The organism is Rhodocyclus gracilis, from assembly GCF_009617575.1.
In the GTDB taxonomy this organism is placed as follows: Bacteria; Pseudomonadota; Gammaproteobacteria; order Burkholderiales; family Rhodocyclaceae; genus Rhodocyclus; species Rhodocyclus gracilis.
This window is the reverse complement of sequence record NZ_WIXJ01000001.1, coordinates 364,766-387,096: the sequence shown is the minus strand read 5'-3', so window position 1 is coordinate 387,096 and position 22,331 is coordinate 364,766. Positions and strand designations below refer to the sequence as shown.

The window sequence follows — 22,331 nt, the reverse complement described above, 5'->3', positions numbered from 1 at the left end:
AGGGTTCAGGCAGTGGTGGCGCGTTCGGCGGCGCGGCGCTTGCGTTCGAGGATTTCCTCGTCGCAGCGCGGGCAGAACTCGTGTTCGCCGGCGAGATAGCCGTGCTTCGGGCAGATCGAGAAGGTCGGTGTCACCGTCACATACGGCAGACGGAAGTTGCTCAGCGACTTTTTCACCAGCTCGCGGCAGGCCTGCCAGGAGGAGACGCGCTCGTTCAGGTAGAGGTGCAGCACGGTACCGCCGGTGTAGCGTTTTTGCAGCGCTTCCTGACGCGCCAGTGCCTCGAACGGGTCGCTGGTGAAGCCCACCGGCAACTGGCTGGAGTTGGTGTAGTACGGCCGCTCGGCGGTGCCGGCCTGGAGGATGCCGGGGAAACGCTTGCGGTCTTCGCGCGCGAAGCGGTAGGTGGTGCCTTCGGCCGGCGTTGCTTCGAGGTTGTAGAGGTGGCCGGTGCGCTCCTGAAACTCGCGCATGCGTTCGCGCAGACGGTCGAGCAGACGCAGCGCCAGCGCTTCGCCTTCTGGCGTGGTGATGTCGCCGCTGTCGTGCGTGAAGTTGCGGATCATCTCGTTGATGCCGTTTACGCCGATGGTCGAGAAGTGGTTGCGCAGCGTGCCGAGGTAACGCTTGGTAAAGGGGAAGAGCCCTTGATCCATCAGGCGCTGAATCACCTTGCGCTTGATCTCCAGACTCTGGCAGGCGAGTTCGGCGAGACGGTCGACGCGGGCCATCAGGGCGTCTTCGTCACCGGCGAAGAGGTGGCCGAGACGCGCGCAGTTGATCGTCACCACACCAACCGAGCCGGTCTGCTCGGCCGAACCGAACAGGCCGTTGCCGCGCTTGAGCAGCTCTCGCAGGTCGAGCTGCAGGCGGCAGCACATCGAGCGCACCATGTTCGGCGTCAGTTCCGAATTGATGAAGTTCTGGAAGTAGGGCAGGCCGTACTTGGCGGTCATCTCGAACAGGCGTTCGCTGTTCTCGCTTTCCCAGGGGAAGTCCGGCGTGATGTTGTAGGTCGGGATCGGGAAAGTGAACACGCGGCCCTTGGCGTCGCCGGTGCTCATCACTTCGATGAAGGCGCGGTTGACCATGTCCATCTCGGCTTGCAGTTCGCCGTAGGTGAAGGGCTGCTCCTCGCCGCCGATCACCGGTACCTGCTCGCGCAGGTCTTCCGGACACACCCAGTCGAAGGTGAGGTTGGTAAACGGCGTCTGCGTGCCCCAGCGCGAGGGTACGTTGAGGTTGTAGACGAACTCCTGGATCGCCTGGCGGACTTCGTCGTAGGGCATGCGGTCGCGGCGGACGAAGGGCGCGAGGTAGGTGTCGAAGGAGCTGAAGGCCTGCGCGCCGGCCCATTCGTTTTGCAGCGCGCCGAGAAAGTTCACTGCCTGACCGAGCGCCGATGAGAGGTGCTTGGGCGGGCCGGCTTCGACCTTGTTCGGGATGCCGTTGAGGCCTTCGTGCAGCAGCTGGCGCAGCGACCAGCCGGCGCAGTAGCCAGCGAGCATGTCGAGATCGTGGATGTGGTAGTCACCGTCGCGGTGCGCCTGCCCGATTTCCGGCGGGTAGACGTGCGACAGCCAGTAGTTGGCGGTCATCTTGCCGGAGACGTTGAGGATCAGGCCGCCGAGCGAGTAGCCCTGATTGGCGTTGGCTTGCACGCGCCAGTCGGCGCGTTCGAGGTATTCGTTGATCGACGCGGCGGCGTCGACAAAGGTGCGGCGGTCGGCGCGCAGGCGGGCGTGCGCGTCGCGGTAGGCGATGTAGGCGCGCGCCGTGGCGAGGTGGTTGGCGGCGATCAGCGTCTGCTCAACGACGTCCTGCACTTCCTCGACGCTCGGCAGACGGTTGGCAAAGCGGTGGCGCAGCACCTTGAGGACTTGCGCCGTCAACAGACGCGCCTCGTCGGCATCGAAGTCGCCGCTGGCGGCGCCGGCGCGGCGTAGCGCCGAAACGATTTTTTCGCCGTCGAAGGCGGCGGTCGTGCCGTCGCGCTTGAGGATGGCGGTCGGCGCGTGCGGCGCGGCGTGAGTGTCGGCCACCCGAGGCTCCTCTGCGGAAGCTGGGTGGGAGGCCGAGACGACGGAATTCTGTTCCATGTGTGACTCCCTGGGTCGCGTGGTGGTGCTGGTGCGTACCGGTGGGGAGTCGACGGCTCGATGCAGCCAGAAAGAGGCCATGCGGCGCGCACGGCACACCGGCATCGGGCAACGTCTGGTCCCTGACAGCGCGCAGGTCCAGCGGGGCAGTGCGGCAGTCCACGGAACCGCGCTGCATCTCTGGCCGGTCTTCGGACTCAGGGGCTGTCGCCGGTGCGCAAGTGACGTTTTTAGTGTCGTTTCGCACCGACGTGGCCTAGCGCTGCGGCTTCCCGACCTTGCGGCCAGTGCCTGCGGTTTTCCCGCTAGCAGCTTCGTTCCCCATTACCGCTGCGCGTCAGTTCCGGATTTGCACCGGATTCCCATTTCAAGCGGCCTCGCCGACGCGTTTTGCAGCGCAGGGCGACCGTCTGACGCCAAAGATGGGGCCGATTGTAGCGGCGCTGCGCGGCGCCGACAATCAAATTTCTGCTGGTGTGCTACTACTGGTAGTGTTCTTCTTTGTTTTTATGACTAAATGTTGTGTCGATATTTTTGCGCTTGTTTGTGCCGACGCCATGCTGGCGTGGACTGGGCTGGTCTCGCACGGACACTGGTAAGGCGAATGGCGGCGCTGTGCTTTGCCCTCCTCGTGGTGGGGAGCGGGCGGTAGCGAGTGGTAGCGACTGAAGAGAGGGGGTTTACGCTAGACTCGGTCGCAGTGCCCCCGCGTGCGGTGGGCGCGCTTTTTTCGGCGTCCTGCCCCGGCGAATGCATGTCGTGGGCGGTGGAGAGTGTTCTCCGGCGCAGGCGATCGGCCTGCTCTGGCCGACGCCACCCTTGAGGAGAACGGGAGATGTCCTTCAGCGACACCGAACTCGGTTTGATCAAGTCGGCGCCGCTGCTCGGCGAAGTGCCTGCGCATGTCGTCAACGCGGCCGTGGCTGCTCAGCTTGGCGAGCAGTTGCTACTGCCGCCCGATACGGTCTTTTTGAAGGCCGGCCAGCGGCAAACGGGGCTGTGGGTGATCGCCCACGGAACGATCGAGACCTTCATCGTCGATGCCGCCGGACGCGAAAAAATCCTCGATTTCGCAGCGATTGGCGGCACGCTGGGCGAAGAGTCGCTGTTTGGCGACCGTCCGTTGCAATACACGGCGCGCAGCCTGACGCAGGCCGCCGTCCTTCAGTTGCCGGAAACGCTGGTGGCGGAGTGGATGGAGCGGTATCCGCCCTTTGCCCGCCGGCTGACGGCGTTGATTGCCGAGCGCATCGACTATCTTGGCCGCGACGTGCTGACGTTTTGCACCAAAAAGGCGACGGCGCGGCTGGTCTGCTACCTCGTCTGCCACTTCAACCAGACGCCTGCCTCACCCGATGGCACCCATAGCCTGCATCTGGCGATTCCCCGCAACAAGCTCGCCTCGCGCCTGTCGATCAGCGACTCGCACCTCTCACGCGCTTTTCGCGAGCTGGAGGAGGCGTCGCTGATCGTGCGCCAGGGGCGTGGCTATTTCATTCCCGACGTCGCCGCGCTTTCGCAGTACGTGTGTCCGGCGGGCTGCGATTTCTAGGCAAATCAGTCCGCAGTCAGAGGCCGCAATCAGTTCGCAACGCAGACCTGAGCGGGCCTGATTCAGGTCGACTCAGGCCGATTCAGGCGGTTTTGAGCAGGCCTTCCGCCGTCATGGCGGCGATGACCGCCGGGCGTTTGCCGACGCGCGCCCGCCAGGCGATGAGGTGTGGGAGCTTCGACAGGTCGAGGCCGACCGGTTTGGCCCAGTTGGTGACGGTAAAAAGGTAGGCATCGGCGACCGAGAACTGTGCGCCGAGCAGGTAGTCCGCGCCGTTCAGTTGGCTATCCACCCAGGCGAGGCGTGCGCCGAGTTGCTGCTTCGCCGCCGCTTTTGCGTCGTCGCTGGCGTTAGGGTTGAAAAGCGGGGAAAAGGCTTTGTGCAATTCGGTACTGATGAAATTGAGCCATTCCTGCAATTTGTAGCGGGCAAAGCTGCCGTTGCGCGACGCCAGCGCGCGTTCCGGCACCTGATCGGCAATGTACTGGACGATGGCCGGGCCTTCGTGGAGGTGTTCGCCGGTGTCGAGAACGAGGAGTGGCACATAGCCGAGCGGGTTGATCGCGTAAAAATCGCTGCCGTCGTCGAGCGTGTGCGTTTTTGTCGATACCCGCACGGCCTCGAAGGGCAAGCCGCTTTCGCTCAGCGCGATATGCGGCGAGAGCGAACAGGCGCCGGGGGCATAGTAGAGTTTCATCGGGAGTCCTTATGGATTAATGGGATGTCCGGTGGAGTGCCGTGCGCAGGAGTAGACCGAGGCGGCTGTCGCTCGTTCTTTGCCTTTCGTGGCGAGGCGAAGAGGACACGATGGGCGTTGCCGGCTCCCATCCGGAGCGCCCTTCGTCATGGGGAAAACTGTCACGAGACGGTAGCCTTGGGCGGGCGATGCTGCACTATCCTTACGCGTCTCCTCTGATTCGCTAAAAGCGCTGATCGACGATGCTTGCCGTTTCCTTGCTGGCGTTCATCCTCTGCGAAGTGGTGCTGTATTTTTCGCTCGCGCGGCACTTTTTTGATGTGACGCCGAGTGTGGCGCTCTTGGTCGTCGCTGCCGGCTTGCTTGGCGTGCGTGCCGCCGTCAATGCGCTCAGCTGGGCGGTGGCGACGACATGGCGGGCGCCGTGGCCAGCGCTCGGCGCAGCGCGTTTTGCCCTGATGGTGCTCGCCGATTACGCGGCCTTCGTCTTTTGCTTTGTGCTGGTTTTGCCCTTGGAGCGACTCTGGCTGGGGGCGGATCGGCTGGATCCGGCCAATCCACGTCCGCCGCTGCTACTGATTCACGGCTACGGGTGTTCGCGCGGCGTCTGGTGGTGGATGCGCGGACGCCTTGAGCGAGCCGGCTGGAATGTGGCCACGGTCAATCTGGAGCCCGTATGCAGTGATATCGACGCTTACGCCGCGTCGATCCACCGTCGCATCGATGCGGTCTGCAAGGCGACGGGGCGGTCGCAGGTCGTCCTCATTGGTCACAGCATGGGGGGGCTGGCGGCGCGTGCTTACGTTCGCAAGCACGGTGCGGCGCGCGTTGCCCGCGTGCTGACGCTGGGAACACCCCATCGCGGCAGCCGCCTTGCGCATCTGGGTATTGGCGACAACGCGCGGCAAATGCAGCCGGAGAGCGACTGGTTGCAGCGCCTCGCCCGTGTGTCGTCCGATGTCGATACGGTGGTGATTTACAGTCCGCACGACAACTACGTCATGCCGCAGACCCTGCTCGAATTGCCGGGGGTGCCGCAGCGGCGTGTCGACGGTGTCGGGCATCTGGCCATGCTGTTCTCACCGCGCGTGGTCGCGACCTTGCTCGTGGTTTTGGCGGCGCCGTCGCTCGCTGGCGAGGCCGTGGCGGCAGATGGCGTACCCCCGCGTTAAGCGGACGAAGGTGTCGCGGCAGGCGAGCGGTGAGGTCTCCTCGTCGCGCCGCCCTGAGCCAAACGGATGTGCCGGCGTTGCGATTTGTCACTACACTGACATGCGCGCCGCGCCGCAGCGTCGTGGTGCCGGTGTGACGACTCAGTGTGTAACGACTTTTGAGGATAGGGACTATGGGCAAGAAGCAAAAAGCACTCGCCGGCAGTCTGGGCGAAACGTCGGAAACTCCGTTGACGTCGGCCATCAAGGAATCGGCGCAGCAAATCTGGTTGGCCGGGCTGGGCGCCTTCGCCAAGGCGCAGGCCGAAGGCGGCAAGGTGTTCGACGCCTTGGTCAAGGAAGGCGAGACGATTCAATCCCGTACCCGTGCGCTGGGCGACGAGAAACTCGCCGAACTCGCGCGCAAGGCCGGTGGCACCTGGGATCGGCTGGAACAACGCGTGTCTTCGCAATTGACGCAGGCGCTGGATGGCTTGGGCGTGCCGTCGCGCAAGGAAATCGACAAACTCTCCCGGCGCATTGCCGAACTGACCGCGGCGGTCGAGGAGTTGCGCGCGCAAACCGCTGCTCCGGCAGCTAAGGCGCGCGCCCCTGCTGCTATACCAACGAGCAAGGCCGCGCCGAAAAAGAGCGCGCCGGCTAAGACAAAGGTGACAAAGGCGGCGGAGGCGGTCGCTCCGCTAACAGCGCTTCCAGAGCGCGCAGCGTCCGCGACATCGACGACGGCGGCAAGGACGAGCGCCGCCGCCAGTGCCCCTGGCGGCAAAGCGGCCAAGGTCGCCGCCCCCGCCAAGGCGCCGGCAGGCAAGAGCGCAGTCGCCGCGAAGAGCCCGGCACCCGCCAAAACTCCCAAACCCGGCAAAGCGGGCGCAGCAAAAAAATCGCTCGCGCCGAAGACGGGCGGTACCCCGACGGCGTAGCGAGGCGTTCAGGGAGCGGGGGCGGGAGAAGGTGCACAGGGTGGTGGCCGGTATGGCCGCCGCTCACCCGCGTGCGCTGTCGAGCCGCCGGGCGTTTTCGACGGCGGCGCCGGCGAGTGGCTGACCAGCCAAGGCGCCGGCGGTGGCCTACTCCGATTGCGCGCGCAGGGTGCGGAAGGCCTCGAAGCGGCGTGGATGGATATGGCCGTCGGCGACGGCGGCGCGTAGCGCACAGTCCGGTTCGCGCTCGTGCCGACAGTTGCGGAAGCGGCAGTGGCCGAGAAAGGGCCGGAATTCAACAAAGCCCTGTTCGATGGCGCCGATGTCGAGGTGGTGGAGGCCGAGTTCCTGCAAACCTGGGGAGTCGATCAGCGCCGAGTCGGCGTCGAAGCGATAGAGCGTCGCGTGCGTCGTCGTGTGCTTGCCGGAATCGAGCGCGGCGGAAATCTCGCGCGTGGCAGCGGCGGCGCCGGGGATCAGCGCGTTGATCAGCGTCGATTTACCCATGCCGGATTGTCCGACAAGCACGCTCGTTTGCCCGGAAAGCTGCGGGCGCAAGGCTTCCGCGCTACTTTGTGCGGACAGTTCGAGGACGCTGTAGCCGAGCTGCGTGAACGGGGCGAGCAGCGCGCGCGCCGGGGCAATGCGGTCTTGCAGGTCGCATTTGTTGAGGACGATGAGCAGGCGCAAGTCCTGATCTTCGGCGGCGACGAGGCAGCGCGTCAGCAATTCGTCGGAAAAGCCGGGTTCAACGGCGACGACAAAGACGATCTGCGTGACGTTGGCGGCGATCAGCTTGCGGCGGAATTCGTCCGAGCGGTAGAGCAGCGACTGTCGTGGCAGGATGGCGTCGATGACCGCCTGTCCGTCGCCGCCGGGCGTCACGTCGACGCGGTCACCGCAGGCAATCTCGCTTTTTTTTCCGCGCGGGAAGGCCAGCACGGTCGTCCCGTCGGCGAGTGCGACGCGATATTGCCGGCCATGCGCGGCAACGACTTCTCCGTGGATGCTCAGGATGATGCTCCGGAAAGAAACGGCAGCCGGTCGATTCTGGCTGCGCAGATGAAATCGTTGCGCGACAGACCGCCGACATCGTGGGTACAAAAATCGATGCGGACGCGAGCGTAAGCGATGGCAAGCTCCGGGTGGTGGGTTTCGCGCTCGGCAATGTTCGCGACGGCATTGGCAAGCTGCATCGCGGCAACGAAATCGGCGACCGGAACTTCTTTGCGCAACCGCCCGTTGACGATGCGCCAGCCCTTAAGCTGGCCGAGTAGCGCTGCCGCCGTGGCGTCGTCGAGACGATCCGCCGCGCCGTGCATGGCACGGCAATGCTCGTCGTGTAGTGGTGCGGTCGGAAGCGTCATGTGGCGGCCGGTGGGCTCAGCCGGGCAATACGCAGGGCGGCCGGCGGGTGTGAATCGTAAAACAGCGAGTGCAGCGGATCAGGCGTCAGCGTTGCGGCGTTGTCTTCGTAGAGCTTGACCAAGGCGCTGACGAGATCGGCCGCAGCGGCGTGTTCGGCAGCGAACTGATCGGCCTCGAACTCGTGGCGGCGTGACAGCAGGCTCATCCACGGCGTCAGGAAAAAGGAGAAAACCGGCGCGACGAGGAAGAAGAGCACCAAGGCCAGCGCGGCGCTCTTTTCGTCGCCGAAGCCCGCGCCCAGCCCCTGGTAGAACCAGGGGGCATCGGCGACGTAGCCGAGAATCGCCAGCATGGCAAATGACAGGCCGAAAAGCAGGGCGATCCGTTTGATGACGTGATGCCGACGGAAGTGGCCCAGTTCATGGGCGAGCACCGCCTCGATTTCATTGGCTTGCAGGCGCGCCAGCAGGGTGTCGAAAAAAACGATGCGCTTGTTGCGGCCAAAGCCCGTGAAATAGGCGTTGCCGTGCGCTGAGCGGCGCGAGCCGTCCATGACGAAGAAACCGGCCGCAGCAAAGCCACACCGGGCGAGCAAGGCCTCGATGCGTGATTTGAGCGAGGCGTTCTCCAGCGGCGTGAAACGGTTGAACAGCGGCGCAATCCAGGTCGGGTAGATGAAAAGCAGCAGGAGGTTGAGGCCGCACCAGAACAGCCAGACCCATATCCACCAAGCGCTGCCCATGCGTTCCATCAGCCAGAGCGCTGCGAAAATCACGGGCACGCCGATCAGCGCGCCGAGTGCCGTCTGCCGCGCGAGGTCGGCGAAGAAGAGGTGCGGCGTCATGCGGTTGAAGCCAAAGCGCGCTTCGATGACGAACTGCCGCCACCAGGCCAATGGCAAGTCGATCACGGCACCCAGGGCGATGACGCTGAGGATGAGCGCGGCGCCGCCGGCTAAACCTGCCAGATGGTTTTGCCAGAACGCGTGCAGTGCGGCGACCCCGCCTCCCAGCGTCAGCACAAGCAGGAGAAGCGTTTCAACACCGAGCGCGACGACGCCGAAGAAGGTGCGGGCGATGGTGTAGTCAGCGGCGCGACGATGGGCGAAGACGTCGATCCGGTCGGCGAATTGCGGTGGCGGCGCATCGCGGTGGGCGACGACGTGCGTGATCTGCCGTTGCGCGAGCCAGAGCCGGATGCCGACGCTGGCCGCGAGGGTGAGTAGAAAGAGGAGGGTGAAGGCGTTCATGCGCAGTCTGGCAGTGTGAGAAAATGGCCGCGCCGACGACGGCGGACACTCCGGTCTGCCCAGGCAGCGGTACTCGCGCAGGCGCCTGTTGCAGCGCGCGGCGTTTATTCAGAAGATGGGCGGATTATATGGCACAGGATGCAAACCACCTGGTGTGGTTGGATATGGAAATGACCGGACTTGATCCGGAGCGCGAACGCATCATCGAACTGGCGATGATCGTTACCGACAGCAATCTCGATGTCATTGCTGAATCGCCGGTGTGGGTTGTGCATCAGTCAGACGCCGTGCTCGACGCGATGGACGACTGGAACAAGAAGACGCACGGCCGTTCGGGCTTGATCGACCGCGTGCGTGCGTCAACGCTCGATGAGGCGGCGGTCGAGGCGGCGGCGCTGGCCTTTACTGGCGAGTACGTGGCGCAGCGGACGACGCCGATGTGCGGCAATTCCATCGGTCAGGATCGGCGCTTCATGGTGCGCTACATGCCGCAGCTGGAAGACTGGTTCCACTATCGCAATCTCGACGTCAGCACGGTCAAGGAACTCTGTCGGCGCTGGCAGCCCGAGATCTACAAGGGTTTTGCGAAACAGGGCGCGCATACGGCGTTGGCAGATATTCGCGAGTCGATTGCCGAATTGCGGTATTACCGCGAGCACTTTTTCCGCGTCTGAGTTTTTCGGCGCGAGTGCGGCGCTTCGCGCCGGGAGGCTTAGCGCCCCGGCGTGGCGGGCGCGTTGACGGGGGCGGTGGAAGCGTTGGATTCACCCGCACGCTCGCTGGCCGACTCCTGAACCAACTCTCGCACTGATGCTGCGTCCGGCGTCAGCGCGCCGGTGTGACGGTAGAGGCGGAATCGCTCGTTGCGGTCGCCAGGGCGGCCGCCTTCCCAGACTTTTTTCCAATGTTCGCCGGGCGATACTTCGTCGTGACGGCCGGAGGACTGTGTCAGCAGCCAGCGGCACTCGCGGCCAGCGGCGGAGAGTTGCGGCACGGTGGTGATGCCGCCGAAGTAGTCGAGCGAGGCGCGTTGCGCGCCGCCCAACTGGGCGCCGGCAATGCAGCCGTGGTCGGCGGGCAAGGCGCGGGCGACGGCGACGGAGAGCGGGCGGTAGGTTTTGCCGTAATCGACCCACGGCTGCCAGAGCGTGCTCGCCAGCAGCCAGAACAGTGTGACGCCAGCGGCCCAGTGCGCCATGCCGCGGAAAGGTGAGCGGGCACTGGTGATGATTAGCCAGATCCAGGCAAGGCAGCCGAATGCGGCGAGCAGGGTGGGCAGCCAGTGGAAGTGACCGACGAATCCCGGCTCCAGGCGGACGGCCTGTTGCGCCAGTTGCTCCGGCCAGCCGAATACCATCGCGCTCCAGCCAACGCAGAGCAGCACGGCCAGCAGCGAGAAGCTGAGCATGGCGAACCAGTCGAAGGCGTTCGCGGCGCCGCGCCGCAGCGACGGTACGCCGGGCACCGCCAGCAAGACTAGGGGCGGCAGCAAGAGCAGGGCGGGCACGCTGCGCGCCTGATAGGTCAGGCACAGGCCGAGCCAGAGGAGGAGAAAGCCGGCGAGCGGCAGCGCGAGCGCCGGCGTGGCGATCTCGCGGCGCTTGATCCACAGGGTCCACGCCGCCAGCGGCAGCGCCGGCAGCGCGTACCAGGGCAGCAGGTTGAGATAGCCAAGCGCGGTGTCGAGTGGCGATTCTGTGCTGCCGAAGTGCGCCAGCGTCGCGCGTTGCCAGCCGGCGAAATACGCCGGATCGCGCAGGGCCAGCGGCACCAGCCAGAGGGCGAGCCAGGTTGCGGCAACCAGTACGCCGAGCAGCAGGGCCGGGCCGGTGCGCGTTTTTTGCTGGCTGAGTACGAAGGCCATCAGTCCGACGGGTAGCAGCCAGACCATCGGCGCCAAACCTCCGCCCAAAAGGCCGAGGCCCAAGGCGCTGCCGAAGGCGATGCCGGCCATCCACGGCCGGCGGTCAAGCATGGCGAGCGCCCAGTAGGCGGCGGCGTAGGCTGCCAGCGGCACGAGCATCGGCTGCATTTCGTGCGCATGCACGAGAAAACCGATGCTGCCGGCGAGGATCAAGGGGGCGGCGACGGCATATTCGCGCCCATAGAGCGCCCGCGCGGCGAGGTGGACAAAGCCGAGTACGAGGAGGGCGAAGCCAGCGCTGGTCAGCCGCACGGCATCGTGCAGCGGCAGTACCGTCGCCAGCGGCCAGGCCAGCAGTTGGCCGAGCACGGCGGCGATCCAGTAGTACAGCGGCGCCTCGAAGACCGGTTGGCCGGCGAGTGTCGGTGTCAGCCAATGGCCGCGCACCAGCATGTCGCGGATGACGCCAAATGCCTCGGCGTCGTCGACCTTCCACGGGTCGTGACCAATCAGGCCCGGCAGCAGATAGAGCGCGAGCAGAATGGCCAGCGGCCAGCCACGCGGCGGCAGCGGGATTCCCTTGAAGCGGCTATGTTCGGGGAGTGCGGGCATTGCCGGTGAACGGGCCTTGGCGAGGACGATGGAGGATCTGTTCTGCGGCAACAAAAAGGCAGCCCGCAGGCTGCCTTTCGGAATAAACCACTACGGCAACGCCGTCGGTTGGGTTGGCGCGACTGCCGCGATGGCCGGCGCGCAAACGACCATACCTTAGGCGGACTTGCGCATCGCGCCGTATTTTTGGTTGAACTTCTCGACGCGGCCAGCGGTGTCGACGATCTTCTGCTTGCCGGTGTAGAACGGGTGGCAGTTGGAGCAGACTTCGATGGTCAGAGCCTTCTTCATCGTCGAGTGCGTGGTGAAGGTGTTGCCACAGGAGCAAGTCACCTGGATTTCGTTGTAATCGGGATGGCCTTCGGTCTTCATCGCGTGATCTTTCTGAGGTTCGGTTTAGCCGGTGGCGCGCGGCGGAATCGCTAAAGCGCGCGATTATCCGCGTTTCGTCGCCCTAGCGCAAGGTCGGCAGCACATCCGCCAGGGTTTAGGTGAGGGGTCAGCGGCGCATGGCGTCGAAGAACTCACCGTTATTCTTGGTCGAGCGGATCTTGTCGAGCAGGAATTCCATCGCGTCGAGATCGTCCATGTTGTAGAGCAGCTTGCGCAGCACCCACATCTTTTGCAGGACGTCGGGCTTGAGCAGCAGTTCTTCGCGACGGGTGCCGGAGCGATTGACGTTGATGGCCGGATACACCCGTTTCTCGGCCATGCGGCGGTCGAGGTGGATTTCCATGTTGCCGGTGCCCTTGAATTCCTCGTAGATCACCTCGTCCATACGGCTGCCGGTGTCGATCAACGCGGTGGCAATGATCGTCAGCGAGCCGCCTTCTTCAATATTGCGGGCGGCGCCGAAGAAGCGCTTCGGTTTTTGCAGCGCATTGGCGTCGACACCACCGGTCAGCACCTTGCCGGAGGCCGGTTGCACGGTGTTGTAGGCGCGCGCCAGACGGGTGATCGAGTCGAGCAGGATGACCACATCCTTCTTGTGTTCAACGAGTCGCTTGGCCTTTTCGATAACCATTTCAGCGACCTGTACGTGACGCGTGGCCGGTTCATCGAAAGTCGAGGCAACCACTTCGCCGCGTACCGAGCGCAGCATTTCGGTGACTTCTTCGGGGCGCTCGTCGATGAGCAGGACGATCAGCATCACGTCCGGGTGGTTGCTGGTGATGGCGTGCGCGATGTGCTGCATCATCACCGTCTTGCCGCTCTTCGGGCTGGCAACGAGCAGGCCGCGCTGGCCTTTGCCGATGGGCGCAATGATGTCGACGATACGGCTGGTGATGTTTTCTTCGCCGCGGATGTCGCGTTCGAGACGCAGATGTTCGTTCGGGTGCAGCGGCGTCAGGTTTTCGAAGAGGATCTTGTTCTTCGAGGCTTCCGGCGGTTCGCCGTTGATGCGGTCGACCTTGACCAGCGCGAAGTAGCGTTCGCCTTCTTTCGGCGTGCGGATCTCGCCTTCGATCGTATCGCCGGTGTGCAGGTTGAAGCGGCGGATCTGGCTGGGGCTGACGTAGATGTCGTCGGTGCTGGCGAGGTAGGACGTGTCGGGCGAACGCAGGAAACCGAAGCCATCCGGCAGTGTTTCGAGGGCTCCGTCGCCGAAGATGGTCTCGCCTTTTTTGGCCTGATTCTTCAGCAGGGCGAAGATCAACTCATGCTTGCGCAGGCGGTTGGCACCCTCGATGTTGTTGGCGACGGCCATCTCGAGGAGTTGGCTGACGTGGAGGGCTTTGAGTTCGGAAAGGTGCATGGGCGGTCGAGCGGAGAGAGATGAAACGGAGGTCGAGCCGGGCAACTGGTACAGCGAAAGCTGCCGGGCGAACGGAACGTGTGGGCTGTGCGCGTCGCAATCGCCGATGACAGGAGGATTCGACGCGTCCGACAGAGCAGGGAGAAAAAGTCTCGAAGAGAGCGGAGAGCGTTGGAGCGGGGAGGTTTCGGGATGGTAAGGACGCGGGCGAATCCGGGAGGCCGGGCGTCTGTGATATCGCGCGGCGGCCGGCTAGTAGCCTGTCATCGGTGGCCGCGCGACTCGAAACGGTTGGCGGAGCCTATCGACTTCACAAGTTGCTGTCAATAAACGCTGCAAGCGCCGATTTCGACAGGGCGCCGACCTTCGTCGCCTCGACATTGCCATTTTTGAAGAGCATCAGCGTCGGGATGCCACGGATGCCGAAATTGGCCGGCGTCTTGGGATTGTCGTCAATATTCAGCTTGGCGACCTTGAGGCGGCCGGCATAGTCCTTGGCGACTTCGTCGAGCAGAGGGGCGATCATCTTGCACGGGCCACACCATTCGGCCCAGTAATCGACCAGCACCGGCTGCGTCGATTGCAGAACCTCGCTGGCAAAACTGTCATCAGTGACGTAGTGAATATGTTCGCTCATTGAAATGGCCTTTCGCGTGATCAAGGGATGAACGGATACGATGAATCCGTAGCGTTCGAGGGGGCAAGACGTGAGAAGTTTTCGCGGTCGTGAGAATCGTCGACGGGCGTGCGGTATGCGGAGGGGGTGAGGGCGGTCTGGAGCGCAGCGTGAGCTGAAGGATGTCGAGGCGGACGTTTCTGCAGGCAGTGGAGCGGTGGCCGGAGCCGGGGTGTTCCGGCGAGCGTCGATAACTTCAGGGGAACCGCTCAGGACACCTTGCGTCGAACGGTGTGCGATGCAGACGGCGCCTTGGTGGTGCTCGGGAATGCATCAATCAACCAGCGCGATTCGTCATGAATCAGCGATCAATCAGCGCGGTATGCTAGCGAAAAAAATCCGCCAAGGGAAGCAAACCCGCCTCCCGGCGATACGCTATAGTGGCCGCGCAGACACACCTCGAAGGGACTGCGGAGTACAACCATCATGGCGTATGTCGTTACCGAAAACTGCATCAAATGCAAATACACCGACTGTGTCGACGTCTGCCCTGTCGATTGCTTCCGCGAAGGGCCGAATTTTCTGGTCATCGATCCCGACGAGTGCATCGATTGCACGCTTTGCGTTGCCGAGTGCCCGGCCGAGGCGATTCTTGCCGAGGACGACGTGCCGGCGGCGCAGCATGCGTTCATCGCCCTGAACGCCGAATTGGCCAAGCAGTGGCCGCCGATTACCGCCAGTCGGGCGCCCGCTGCCGACGCGGACGAGTGGAACCGCGCGCCGAACAAGCGTTCCCTGCTCGAACGCTGAGCGTTGACCTGCCGGTGCAGCAATGACCGGCCCGGTTTCCAGCGCGGCGGATAGCGCGGGCGCTGGCGCATTACCGGCGGTGTCTACCAATACGGAGAAGCTCGCCACATTCGCCGCCGCCATCGCGACGCGGGCCTTGCCTCCCGGCGACGGATTTTTCGATGCGGTGGCGCAGGCGATGCTGGCGCGTATCGCTGCCGTTCGCGACGATTGCGGGGGCAGCGACGACGACTTTTCGGCCTGGCTGGTGCTGGCGCCCTCGCTGCCGATTGCTTCCGAGTTGCGCCAGTCCTTCGTGCGGCTTGCCGGTCGCCCGGTGCTGCTGCCGCACTTCGACGTTCTGCGGCGTTGGGCCGAGGCGGAGCCGGTAGCGGACTTGCCAGCCGCCATGACGGATAGCGAGCGGCTGGCCTTGCTCTACGACGCCCTGCGGCAGCGCAACTGGTTTGACGAGGGCGCGCGCTGGACGATCGCTGGCGAGCTGGCGGAACTCTTTGACGAACTGACTGTTGCCGCCGTCGTATTGCCGGATGACGATGCCGCGCTGGCGGAGCAATTGGCGCGCGCTTACGACACGCGCCTTTCCACACCGCTGGCCTTTGAAGCGCGTCTCGTCGTCGAGTTGTGGCGCGCCTTGTCCGCTATCGGCCGTCCTGACGGCGCTGCATTACAGCAGCTGCGACTGGCGCGACTGGCGGCGACGGCGGCGCGGCCCATGTTGGTGGTGCTCGACGCGGCGCCTGATGAGGCGCTGAGCGCGGCCGAGCGCGAATTTCTCGTGCGTTGGGCGGCACGGCAGACCGTGGCCGTGTTTTATCCGCAGCCGCGTTGCCACGCCGCAACGCCCGTGCAGGCGGCGCTCGACGCAGCCTGGCCGGAAGTGCTGGCTGCCCATGAGGCGACGCCCCCGCTCATCGAACGCGCGCGGTCGTTGGCGGCGACGCATCCGCTCAGCCCTCTGGCGGAGCGACTGGCGCTGGTGTCGGCGAGTGGCCGCGAGGCCGAGGCCGAGGCGGCCGTCGCGCGGGTGTTCGCCTGGCTGGGCGAGGGACGGCGTCGGATTGCCCTCATCAGCCAGGATCGTCTGACAGCGCGACGCGTGCGCGCCTTGCTTGAACGCGACGAGGTGCTGGTTGCCGACGAAACCGGCTGGAAGCTTTCCACTTCGCGGGCGGCGGCGTGCGTTGATGCGCTGCTGAAAACCGTGGCGGGCGGGGCCTACCACCGCGATCTTCTCGACCTCGTGAAATCCCCCTATGTCGTTGGCGGGATGGCGTCTTCGCCCGAGATGGCGGCGAGTGATGCGCGCGAAACGGCGATTTTCGTGCTCGAAGCGGCCGTGCGAGCCGCTTCCGCCGTACGCGGCCTACCGCGCATACGGCATGCCCTGCGCCAGTTCGCCGCCTCGTCGGCGCGCATGGAGCAGGCCGGGGCGGCGACGCACGCCGGGCCGGCGGCGCTGGCGGGGGCTGCCAGCCTGCTCGATCGCGTCGATGCGGCGCTGACCTTGCTGGTGGATCGGCCGGCACCGCTGGCGCGTTGGATCGAACGACTGGAAAAAGCCCTCGACGCGCTCGGCGCGCGGGCAGCGCTCCGCAGCGACGCGGCGGGCGCAGCGCTGCTTGACTTGCTGGCGCTGCGGCATGCCGAACTGATCGAGCATCGCGCGACGTTTTCCTTCGCCAGCTGGCGTGAATGGTTGAGCCGGGAGTTCGAGAGCGGCTCGTTCCGCGATGCCAGCGTGGCGAGCCCGGTGGTGTTGACGCCGCTGAATGCCGTCGCCTTGCGCCGCTTCGATGCCGCGCTGTTGCTGGGCGGCGATGCGCGACAGCTGGCGCCGGCCGCTAGTGGCGCGTTCTTCAACCAGTCGGTGCGCCGCGAGCTCGGTCTGCGTACGCACGATGATGCCCGTCGCGAAATGCGGCGCGATCTGGAGTTGCTGCTGGTCAGCGTGCCGCGTGTGGTGGTCGTCTGGCAGTCCGAGATCGACGGTGAGGCCAATCTGCCGGCGCCGGAGATTGATGTGCTATCGGCGCTGCATCAACTGGCGTGGGCGGACGATCTGCGGCGCGCACCGTTGGCGCGAGCGGTGCGCTCGCTTTCCGGCGGCGACATCCCGAGCGGGAAATTCTCGCCACCCGTCGCCCACCGCGCGGCGCCTTCGGCGCCTGCCGCGGCGATTCCGGGACGCATTACCGTGAGTAGCTACGCGACCTTGCTGGCGTGTCCTTACCGCTTTTTCGCGCGTTCCGTGCTGGGGCTGGGGGCGGTCGACGAGGTGGCCGAGACGGTCGATAAAAGCGATTACGGCGCTCTTGTGCATCGCGTGCTGGAGCGCTTCCACGCGCAGCATGCGTCGTTGGAAAGCCTGTCACCGGAGGCGGCGCGCGAGGCGTTGCGGCGCGATACCGAGCAGGTGTTCGCCCCGGCCATCGAGGAAAACGCGCTGGCACTGGGCTGGCGTCTGCGTTGGGAAAAGCGTCTCGACGCCTATCTGGCCTGGCAAGGGCAACGCGAGGCCGAGGGCTGGCGCTGGCAGCAGGCCGAGACGTCGGTCAAGCGTGTCTTCACGCTCGAAGACGGCACTTCGCTGGAAGTGGCTGGGCGCATTGATCGCGTTGACCGCCTTGTCGAGGGCGCTGCCGCCAGCGACGTCGGCAGCGGCACTCAGGGCAGTACTCGCAACGAGGCGGGCGTCTCCTTGCTCGATTACAAGACACGCACGGCCAAGGCCATTCGTGATGGTCTCGCCGACGATGTGCAGTTGCCCGCCTATGCGCTGTTGTGGGCGGGGCGTGAGCCGAGCCGCCGCGACGACGGCGCGGCAGAACTTCCGGGCGGCGGTGCGCGTGTGCTCGAAGCGGCCTACATCGCCCTCGACGATGAGACGGTGGGCGCCGTGGCCGCTGCCGAGCGCGATGCCGAGGCGCTGGCCGATCTGGCGCGGGCGCATGCGCAGCGTCTGGTGCACGCCTTCAGCGCCTTGCGTGCCGGTGCGCCCCTGCCGGCGCACGGTGCCGATAGCGCGTGCCGTTGGTGCGAAATGGCCGGCCTGTGCCGGAGAGAAGATGTCTGATTTTTCCGATACTCCTGAAGACGGCACCGGAAGCGCCCTGCGCTCTGGCGCACCGGCGGTGGCCGACGCGGCGCCGATCAGCGACGCCGCGATGCTGCGCTCGGTGGCGCTCGATCCGGCCCGCAGTGTCGTCGTCGAGGCCTGCGCCGGTAGCGGTAAAACCTGGCTCCTGGCCGCCCGCATCGTGCGTCTGCTGCTGGCGGGGGCCGCGCCCGGCGAAATCCTCGCCATTACGTTTACCCGCAAGGCGGCGCGCGAAATCGAGGAGCGTGTCATCGATTGGCTGCGTCTGCTGGCGACGGACGACACGCCGGCGGTCACGCGCTTTCTCGTCGAGCGGGGCGTTGTCGTCGATGCCGATACCTTGCGCCGCGCCCGCGGGCTTTTCGAGCGGGTCGCAGGCGCGCAGCCGGGGCTGGCGGTCAACACCTTCCACGGCTGGTTTCTGCAACTGGTGGCAGCGGCGCCGCTCTCTGCCGATCTTGCCGGTGCCACGCTGGTCGAGGGCGGCGCGCGTCTCTTCGACGAATGCTGGCAGGAGTTCGTTGCCGAGCAGGTCAACACCGAAGCCGGCCGCGACAGCGCCCGAGGCCGCGCCTTCGTCGCGCTGCTGCGCAGCATCGGTCAGGAGGCGACGCGCAGCCTGCTGCAAAGCGGCTTGCAGCGCCGCGCTGAGTGGCTCTCGTGGCTTTCGCCGTACGCCTCGCACTCCTCCCTCTCTTCGCTCGATGGTGAGCCGGCGGCGAGTGATGCCGTCGAGGCGAATCCCGCCATGGCAGGGGCGCTGCTGCGCGTGCGTCAATCCTTCGGTCTGCCGGTCCACGCCGATGCCATCAACCTGGCGGACGCGGCGGCGAGCTACGAAGACTGCGCCGAGGCTGACGATGCGGCGATCCTCGCCGATTTTTTTGCCCCCGGCTGGGCGCTTGAGTTTCACGCATATCTGGGATTGCTCGAACTGAGCGAATTGGCCAGCGATCAAGGCTTGGCGACGAGCTTGCGCGCCGCCTTGGCCGATGGGGCGGAGCTGGCCGACGCCGAGCGTCTGGCAGCCTTGCGCGACGTTTTCCTGACCGCGGGGGGCGCATTGCGCGCGCGCAAGCCGGGTAAAACGCTCGACCGGCGCTTCGGTAGTGAGGGGGCTGCGCGCTTTCTGGCGCTGCATGTGTCCTTGGGCGAACGCGTGCTGGCTTGCCTTGAGCGGCGCGCCGACGCGGCGGCGTTTGCGCTCAACCGCGACGCGCTGGTGGTGATCGACGCTTTTCTGGAAAAGGTCGAGGCCGTCAAATCCTCGCGGCGGATCATGGACTTCGTCGACGCTGAATGGCGTGTCTTGCAACTGCTGCGCGACAGCGACAACGCGGCCTACGTGCAGGCGCGTCTCGATGCCCGCTATCGTCACGTCCTGCTCGACGAATTCCAGGACGCCAATCCCTTGCAGTGGCAGATCCTGCTGGCCTGGTTCGACGCGTATTCCGACGCGGCGCGGCCCAGCGTCTTTCTGGTCGGTGACCCGAAGCAGTCGATTTACCGCTTCCGTCGCGCCGAACCGCGCCTGTTCGCTGCCGCCAGTGAGTATCTCTCGCAGCACTTCGCCGCTGCGCGCTGCCTGCTCGACATGACGCGGCGCAACGCGCAGCCGGTGGTCGATGTGGTCAATACGCTGTTCGCCGCCGAAGCCGCTTTTCAGCCGTTTCGCGAGCAGTCATCTGCCGCGGGCGCGTTGCCCGGCCGGGTTGAGTTGCTGCCCTTGTGCGCGGCGTCGGCGGCCGACAGCGCTGCCGCCCCGGACGCTCACGCCTCCACTCCCGACACGGCGAGAGTCGAGACGACAGTCGAGGCCGGTGGCGCGGCGTACTCCGATGGTCTGCCGCGCTTGCGCGACCCGCTGCGCGAGCCGGCCATCGAGATGGTCGATACGCGCCGGCAGCGCGAAGCGGCGCATCTTGCCGCGTCGATTCAAGCCATCGTCGGCCATTGGCAGGTGCATGAACGCGACGGCACGACGCGTCTCGCGCGCTACGGCGACATCCTCTTGCTGGCGCGCACGCGCACGCAACTGGCGATCTACGAGCGGGCGCTGGCTGCGGCCGGCATCCCCTTCGTTGGCGCTGCGCGGGGCGGCTTACTGCGCACGCTGGAAGCGCGCGACATCACCGCGCTGCTTGAATTTCTCGTCAATCCGGCGGCGGATCTCGCTTTGGCGCATGCCTTGCGCTCGCCTTTGTTCGGCTGCGCCGACGACGACCTGCTGTTGCTGGCGCAGACGCCGGGTGCCGACTGGTGGGCGCGCCTGCGCGCCTTGACGGCAAGTGCCGGCAGCGTCGAGTTGCGTCGCGCGGCCGGCTTGCTCAGCGACTGGCGAGAGGCGGCGCAGCGCTTGCCGGCGCATGATTTGCTCGATCGCATCTTTCATCAGGGGCAATTGCGCGAACGCTATCGATACGCTGTCCCGGCGGCCTTGCGCGAGCGCGTCGACGCCAATCTGGGGGCGCTTTTGCTGCTGGCGCTCGATCTGGATGGTGGGCGTTACCCCAGTTTGCCGCGCTTCATCGACGAGTTGCGCGTCCTCAACGAGGTCGCCGACGACGAGGCACCGGACGAAGGCGCCATCGAGGCGCCGGCCGAGGGGGCAGATGCGGCGTCGCGCGTACGCATTCTGACCATCCACGGTGCCAAGGGGCTGGAGGCGCCCATCGTCTGGCTGCTCGATGCGCATGCGACGACGCGCCCGGAAAGCCCTTGGCAGCCCCTGGTCGAATGGCCACCGACGGCGAGTGCGCCCAGCCATTTTTCGATTCGTGGCAGCAAGGAATTACGCGGACGGCAACGCGACGCGCTTTTCGCCGCCGACGCCGCTGCGGCGGCGCGCGAGGAACTCAATCTGCTTTACGTCGCCATCACGCGTGCCCGTCAGGTGTTTATCGCCAGCGGAATTGCGGGGGCGCGCGACAGCGAGACGACGCCCTATCGCCGCCTTGAACGGGCACTGGCGCAGTTGCGCTCGGGCGATGGCGTGTGTGCCGGGAACGGCGCAGCGCCCGAGGCGGCTGTGCTCGCGGTCTACGGCGATTACGCCGAAGGTTGGTGCGATCTGTCGAGCCTTGCCGATCTGGCGCCGCGCGCGGCAGAGGGGAGGGCGTCGGGCGATGCGTTTTTCGGCGCCAGCGCGAACAAGGTTTCGGCAGCAGTTGGGGGCTTCCCCGCCGCGACCGATGAGGCGGTTGCCGGCAGTACAGGCGAGACGCAAGGGGAGGTGCCTGACGCAGCGGCACCCACAGCAACCGGTGCGCCCGGCGCGCCCGTTGGCGTGCGGCGTGGCGTGCCAACGGCCAACGAGCGTTTCGGCGTGTTGCTGCACGCGATTCTCGAACACCGCACCGGGCGCATCGCCGCAGATGAGTGGTGGCTTGCCTTGGGCTTTAGCGACGAGGAATACCGCGCTGCCTTGCCAGCCGCTGAGCGCTTGCTGAATGCGCCGATCCTGCGCCGCTTTTTCGATCCGCAATGCTACCGGCGCGCCTGGGACGAGGCCGAACTGGTCAGTCTCGATGGCCGCCTGCTGCGTCTTGACCGCCTCGTCGAATTCGCCAACGCCGACGGCGGGCCGGGCGAGTTGTGGGTGCTCGATTACAAGAGTTCGGCGGCAACGACTTCGCGTCTTGCCGAGTATCAGGAGCAGGTGGACGCGTATTGTCGGGCGATTGCCGCGATCTTTGCCGGGCGCCCGGTGCGCGGCATGCTGGCTTTTGCCAGTGGCGATCTGTCGGCGCTGGAGGTGTGCGTCGAGCAGGCGGCGACTGCTCCTGTCGAGGCCGGATAACGCGCTCTGCTTCCGGGAGGATGCCGTGCGCCGCGCGGGGCGCGTGGAGTGCTTTGGTGAGCCAAGTGGCGGCTTCCGCAAAGCGCGTCAATGGAATAACATTTGGCAATAATCAGAGGGCGTCAAAGCGCTCTATTCATGGCTCGGCGTTTGTCGGGTGGTGGCACTTGAGAGGATGAACCATGCTGGTGAGAGAGATTTTGCGGGTCAAGGGCTCGCGTTTGTACACCGTTTCGCCCGATCAGCCTTTGAGCGAGGCGCTGGCGGCCATGGCCGACCACGACATCGGCTCGCTGGCGGTGCTCGACGGCAAGCGCCTGGTTGGCGTTCTCACTTTCCGCGAGATGTTGCATGCGCTGCATCGTCCCCTCGGTGAGACCTCGGCGATCACCGTGGCGCAGGTCATGGTGCCCGATCCCGTGACGGCGTCGCCCGACATGGACCTCGACGAACTGCGTCGGCTGATGGTCGACAAGCGCTCGCGTTATTTGCCGGTGCTCGATGGCGAAGAACTCGCCGGCATCGTTTCCTTCCACGATGTGGCGCGCGCGGTGCTCGAAGAACAGAGCTTCGAAAACCTGCTGCTCAAGAACTACATCCGCAATTGGCCAGAGGGCGAAAAGAGCGAATAAGACTTCAGGCGCCGCTTCGTGCGGCGCCTTTTGCATTTTTGAGCGCGTCGCGCGTCGCGTTCGACGGCGCCGCTTGGTGGTTGAT

The 22,331-nt window shown here is 65.5% G+C and carries 17 protein-coding genes and 1 riboswitch; of the genes, 8 read left to right on the top strand and 9 right to left on the bottom strand.

Features of this window, described 5'->3' with window-relative positions; all coding sequences use genetic code 11:
• Positions 1–5 precede the first annotated feature (5 nt).
• A complete protein-coding gene (locus tag GHK24_RS01730) occupies positions 6–2,042 on the bottom strand; it encodes a ribonucleoside triphosphate reductase (RefSeq protein WP_340642701.1) in 2,037 nt (678 codons plus the stop codon).
• Positions 2,043–2,264: 222 nt separating this feature from the next.
• A riboswitch (cobalamin riboswitch) is annotated at positions 2,265–2,503 on the bottom strand.
• Positions 2,504–2,934: 431 nt separating this feature from the next.
• On the opposite strand from GHK24_RS01730, the gene GHK24_RS01725 reads away from it, so the two are divergent.
• Positions 2,935–3,651, top strand: a complete 717-nt coding sequence (locus tag GHK24_RS01725; protein WP_153467991.1) for a Crp/Fnr family transcriptional regulator — start codon at positions 2,935–2,937, stop codon at positions 3,649–3,651.
• An 82-nt stretch (positions 3,652–3,733) separates the two neighbouring features.
• Here GHK24_RS01725 and gstA read toward each other — a convergent pair whose 3' ends face one another.
• A complete protein-coding gene (gene gstA / locus GHK24_RS01720) occupies positions 3,734–4,348 on the bottom strand; it encodes a glutathione transferase GstA (RefSeq protein ID WP_153467988.1) in 615 nt (204 codons plus the stop codon).
• A 242-nt stretch (positions 4,349–4,590) separates the two neighbouring features.
• Here gstA and GHK24_RS01715 point away from each other — a divergent pair, with 242 nt between their 5' ends.
• Together GHK24_RS01715 and GHK24_RS13545 are read left to right on the top strand one after the other, a co-directional pair.
• Positions 4,591–5,520: an esterase/lipase family protein gene (locus GHK24_RS01715; RefSeq protein ID WP_153467985.1), complete on the top strand. Its 930-nt coding sequence runs from the start codon at positions 4,591–4,593 to the stop codon at positions 5,518–5,520.
• Between the two features lie 173 nt (positions 5,521–5,693).
• Positions 5,694–6,440, top strand: coding sequence for a phasin family protein (locus tag GHK24_RS13545; protein WP_228384475.1), 747 nt, complete (start codon positions 5,694–5,696; stop codon positions 6,438–6,440).
• A 147-nt stretch (positions 6,441–6,587) separates the two neighbouring features.
• Here GHK24_RS13545 and rsgA read toward each other — a convergent pair whose 3' ends face one another.
• The 3 genes from rsgA to GHK24_RS01695 are packed head-to-tail and all read right to left on the bottom strand — an operon-like array spanning position 6,588 to position 9,057.
• Positions 6,588–7,460: a ribosome small subunit-dependent GTPase A gene (gene rsgA, locus GHK24_RS01705; RefSeq protein WP_422917817.1), complete on the bottom strand. Its 873-nt coding sequence runs from the start codon at positions 7,458–7,460 to the stop codon at positions 6,588–6,590.
• The gene (locus tag GHK24_RS01700) at positions 7,451–7,762 is read right to left on the bottom strand and encodes a 4a-hydroxytetrahydrobiopterin dehydratase (protein WP_153467982.1); all 312 of its coding nucleotides are present in this window, start codon (positions 7,760–7,762) and stop codon (positions 7,451–7,453) included. The genes rsgA and GHK24_RS01700 overlap by 10 nt, the downstream gene beginning before the upstream one ends.
• 41 nt (positions 7,763–7,803) lie before the next feature.
• Positions 7,804–9,057, bottom strand: coding sequence for a M48 family metallopeptidase (locus GHK24_RS01695; protein WP_153467979.1), 1,254 nt, complete (start codon positions 9,055–9,057; stop codon positions 7,804–7,806).
• Positions 9,058–9,185: 128 nt separating this feature from the next.
• On the opposite strand from GHK24_RS01695, the gene orn reads away from it, so the two are divergent.
• Complete coding sequence (gene orn / locus GHK24_RS01690) at positions 9,186–9,731, top strand: oligoribonuclease (RefSeq protein WP_153467976.1); 546 nt, start codon at positions 9,186–9,188, stop codon at positions 9,729–9,731.
• Positions 9,732–9,769: 38 nt separating this feature from the next.
• Here the strand turns inward: orn and GHK24_RS01685 are convergent, their stop codons facing one another.
• The 4 genes from GHK24_RS01685 to trxA all read right to left on the bottom strand — a co-directional run bounded on the left by GHK24_RS01685 (position 9,770) and on the right by trxA (position 13,926).
• Positions 9,770–11,533, bottom strand: coding sequence for an ArnT family glycosyltransferase (locus GHK24_RS01685; protein WP_153467974.1), 1,764 nt, complete (start codon positions 11,531–11,533; stop codon positions 9,770–9,772).
• A gap of 156 nt (positions 11,534–11,689) precedes the next feature.
• The gene (gene rpmE, locus GHK24_RS01680) at positions 11,690–11,905 is read right to left on the bottom strand and encodes a 50S ribosomal protein L31 (RefSeq protein WP_153467971.1); all 216 of its coding nucleotides are present in this window, start codon (positions 11,903–11,905) and stop codon (positions 11,690–11,692) included.
• A 127-nt stretch (positions 11,906–12,032) separates the two neighbouring features.
• Positions 12,033–13,289, bottom strand: a complete 1,257-nt coding sequence (gene rho / locus GHK24_RS01675) for a transcription termination factor Rho (RefSeq protein ID WP_153467968.1) — start codon at positions 13,287–13,289, stop codon at positions 12,033–12,035.
• 310 nt (positions 13,290–13,599) lie between these two features.
• Entirely contained in the window at positions 13,600–13,926 is a 327-nt protein-coding gene (gene trxA, locus GHK24_RS01670) for a thioredoxin TrxA (RefSeq protein WP_153467965.1), read from the bottom strand.
• Between the two features lie 465 nt (positions 13,927–14,391).
• On the opposite strand from trxA, the gene fdxA reads away from it, so the two are divergent.
• From fdxA to GHK24_RS01650, 4 genes are all read left to right on the top strand, one after another.
• The gene (gene fdxA / locus GHK24_RS01665) at positions 14,392–14,715 is read left to right on the top strand and encodes a ferredoxin FdxA (protein WP_153467962.1); all 324 of its coding nucleotides are present in this window, start codon (positions 14,392–14,394) and stop codon (positions 14,713–14,715) included.
• A gap of 22 nt (positions 14,716–14,737) precedes the next feature.
• On the top strand, positions 14,738–17,791 hold the full coding sequence (locus GHK24_RS01660; RefSeq protein WP_153467958.1) for a PD-(D/E)XK nuclease family protein: 3,054 nt from the start codon (positions 14,738–14,740) through the stop codon (positions 17,789–17,791).
• Complete coding sequence (locus GHK24_RS01655) at positions 17,784–21,614, top strand: UvrD-helicase domain-containing protein (protein WP_153467954.1); 3,831 nt, start codon at positions 17,784–17,786, stop codon at positions 21,612–21,614. The genes GHK24_RS01660 and GHK24_RS01655 overlap by 8 nt, the downstream gene beginning before the upstream one ends.
• A 182-nt stretch (positions 21,615–21,796) precedes the next feature.
• Positions 21,797–22,246, top strand: a complete 450-nt coding sequence (locus tag GHK24_RS01650; RefSeq protein ID WP_153467951.1) for a CBS domain-containing protein — start codon at positions 21,797–21,799, stop codon at positions 22,244–22,246.
• Positions 22,247–22,331 lie beyond the last annotated feature (85 nt).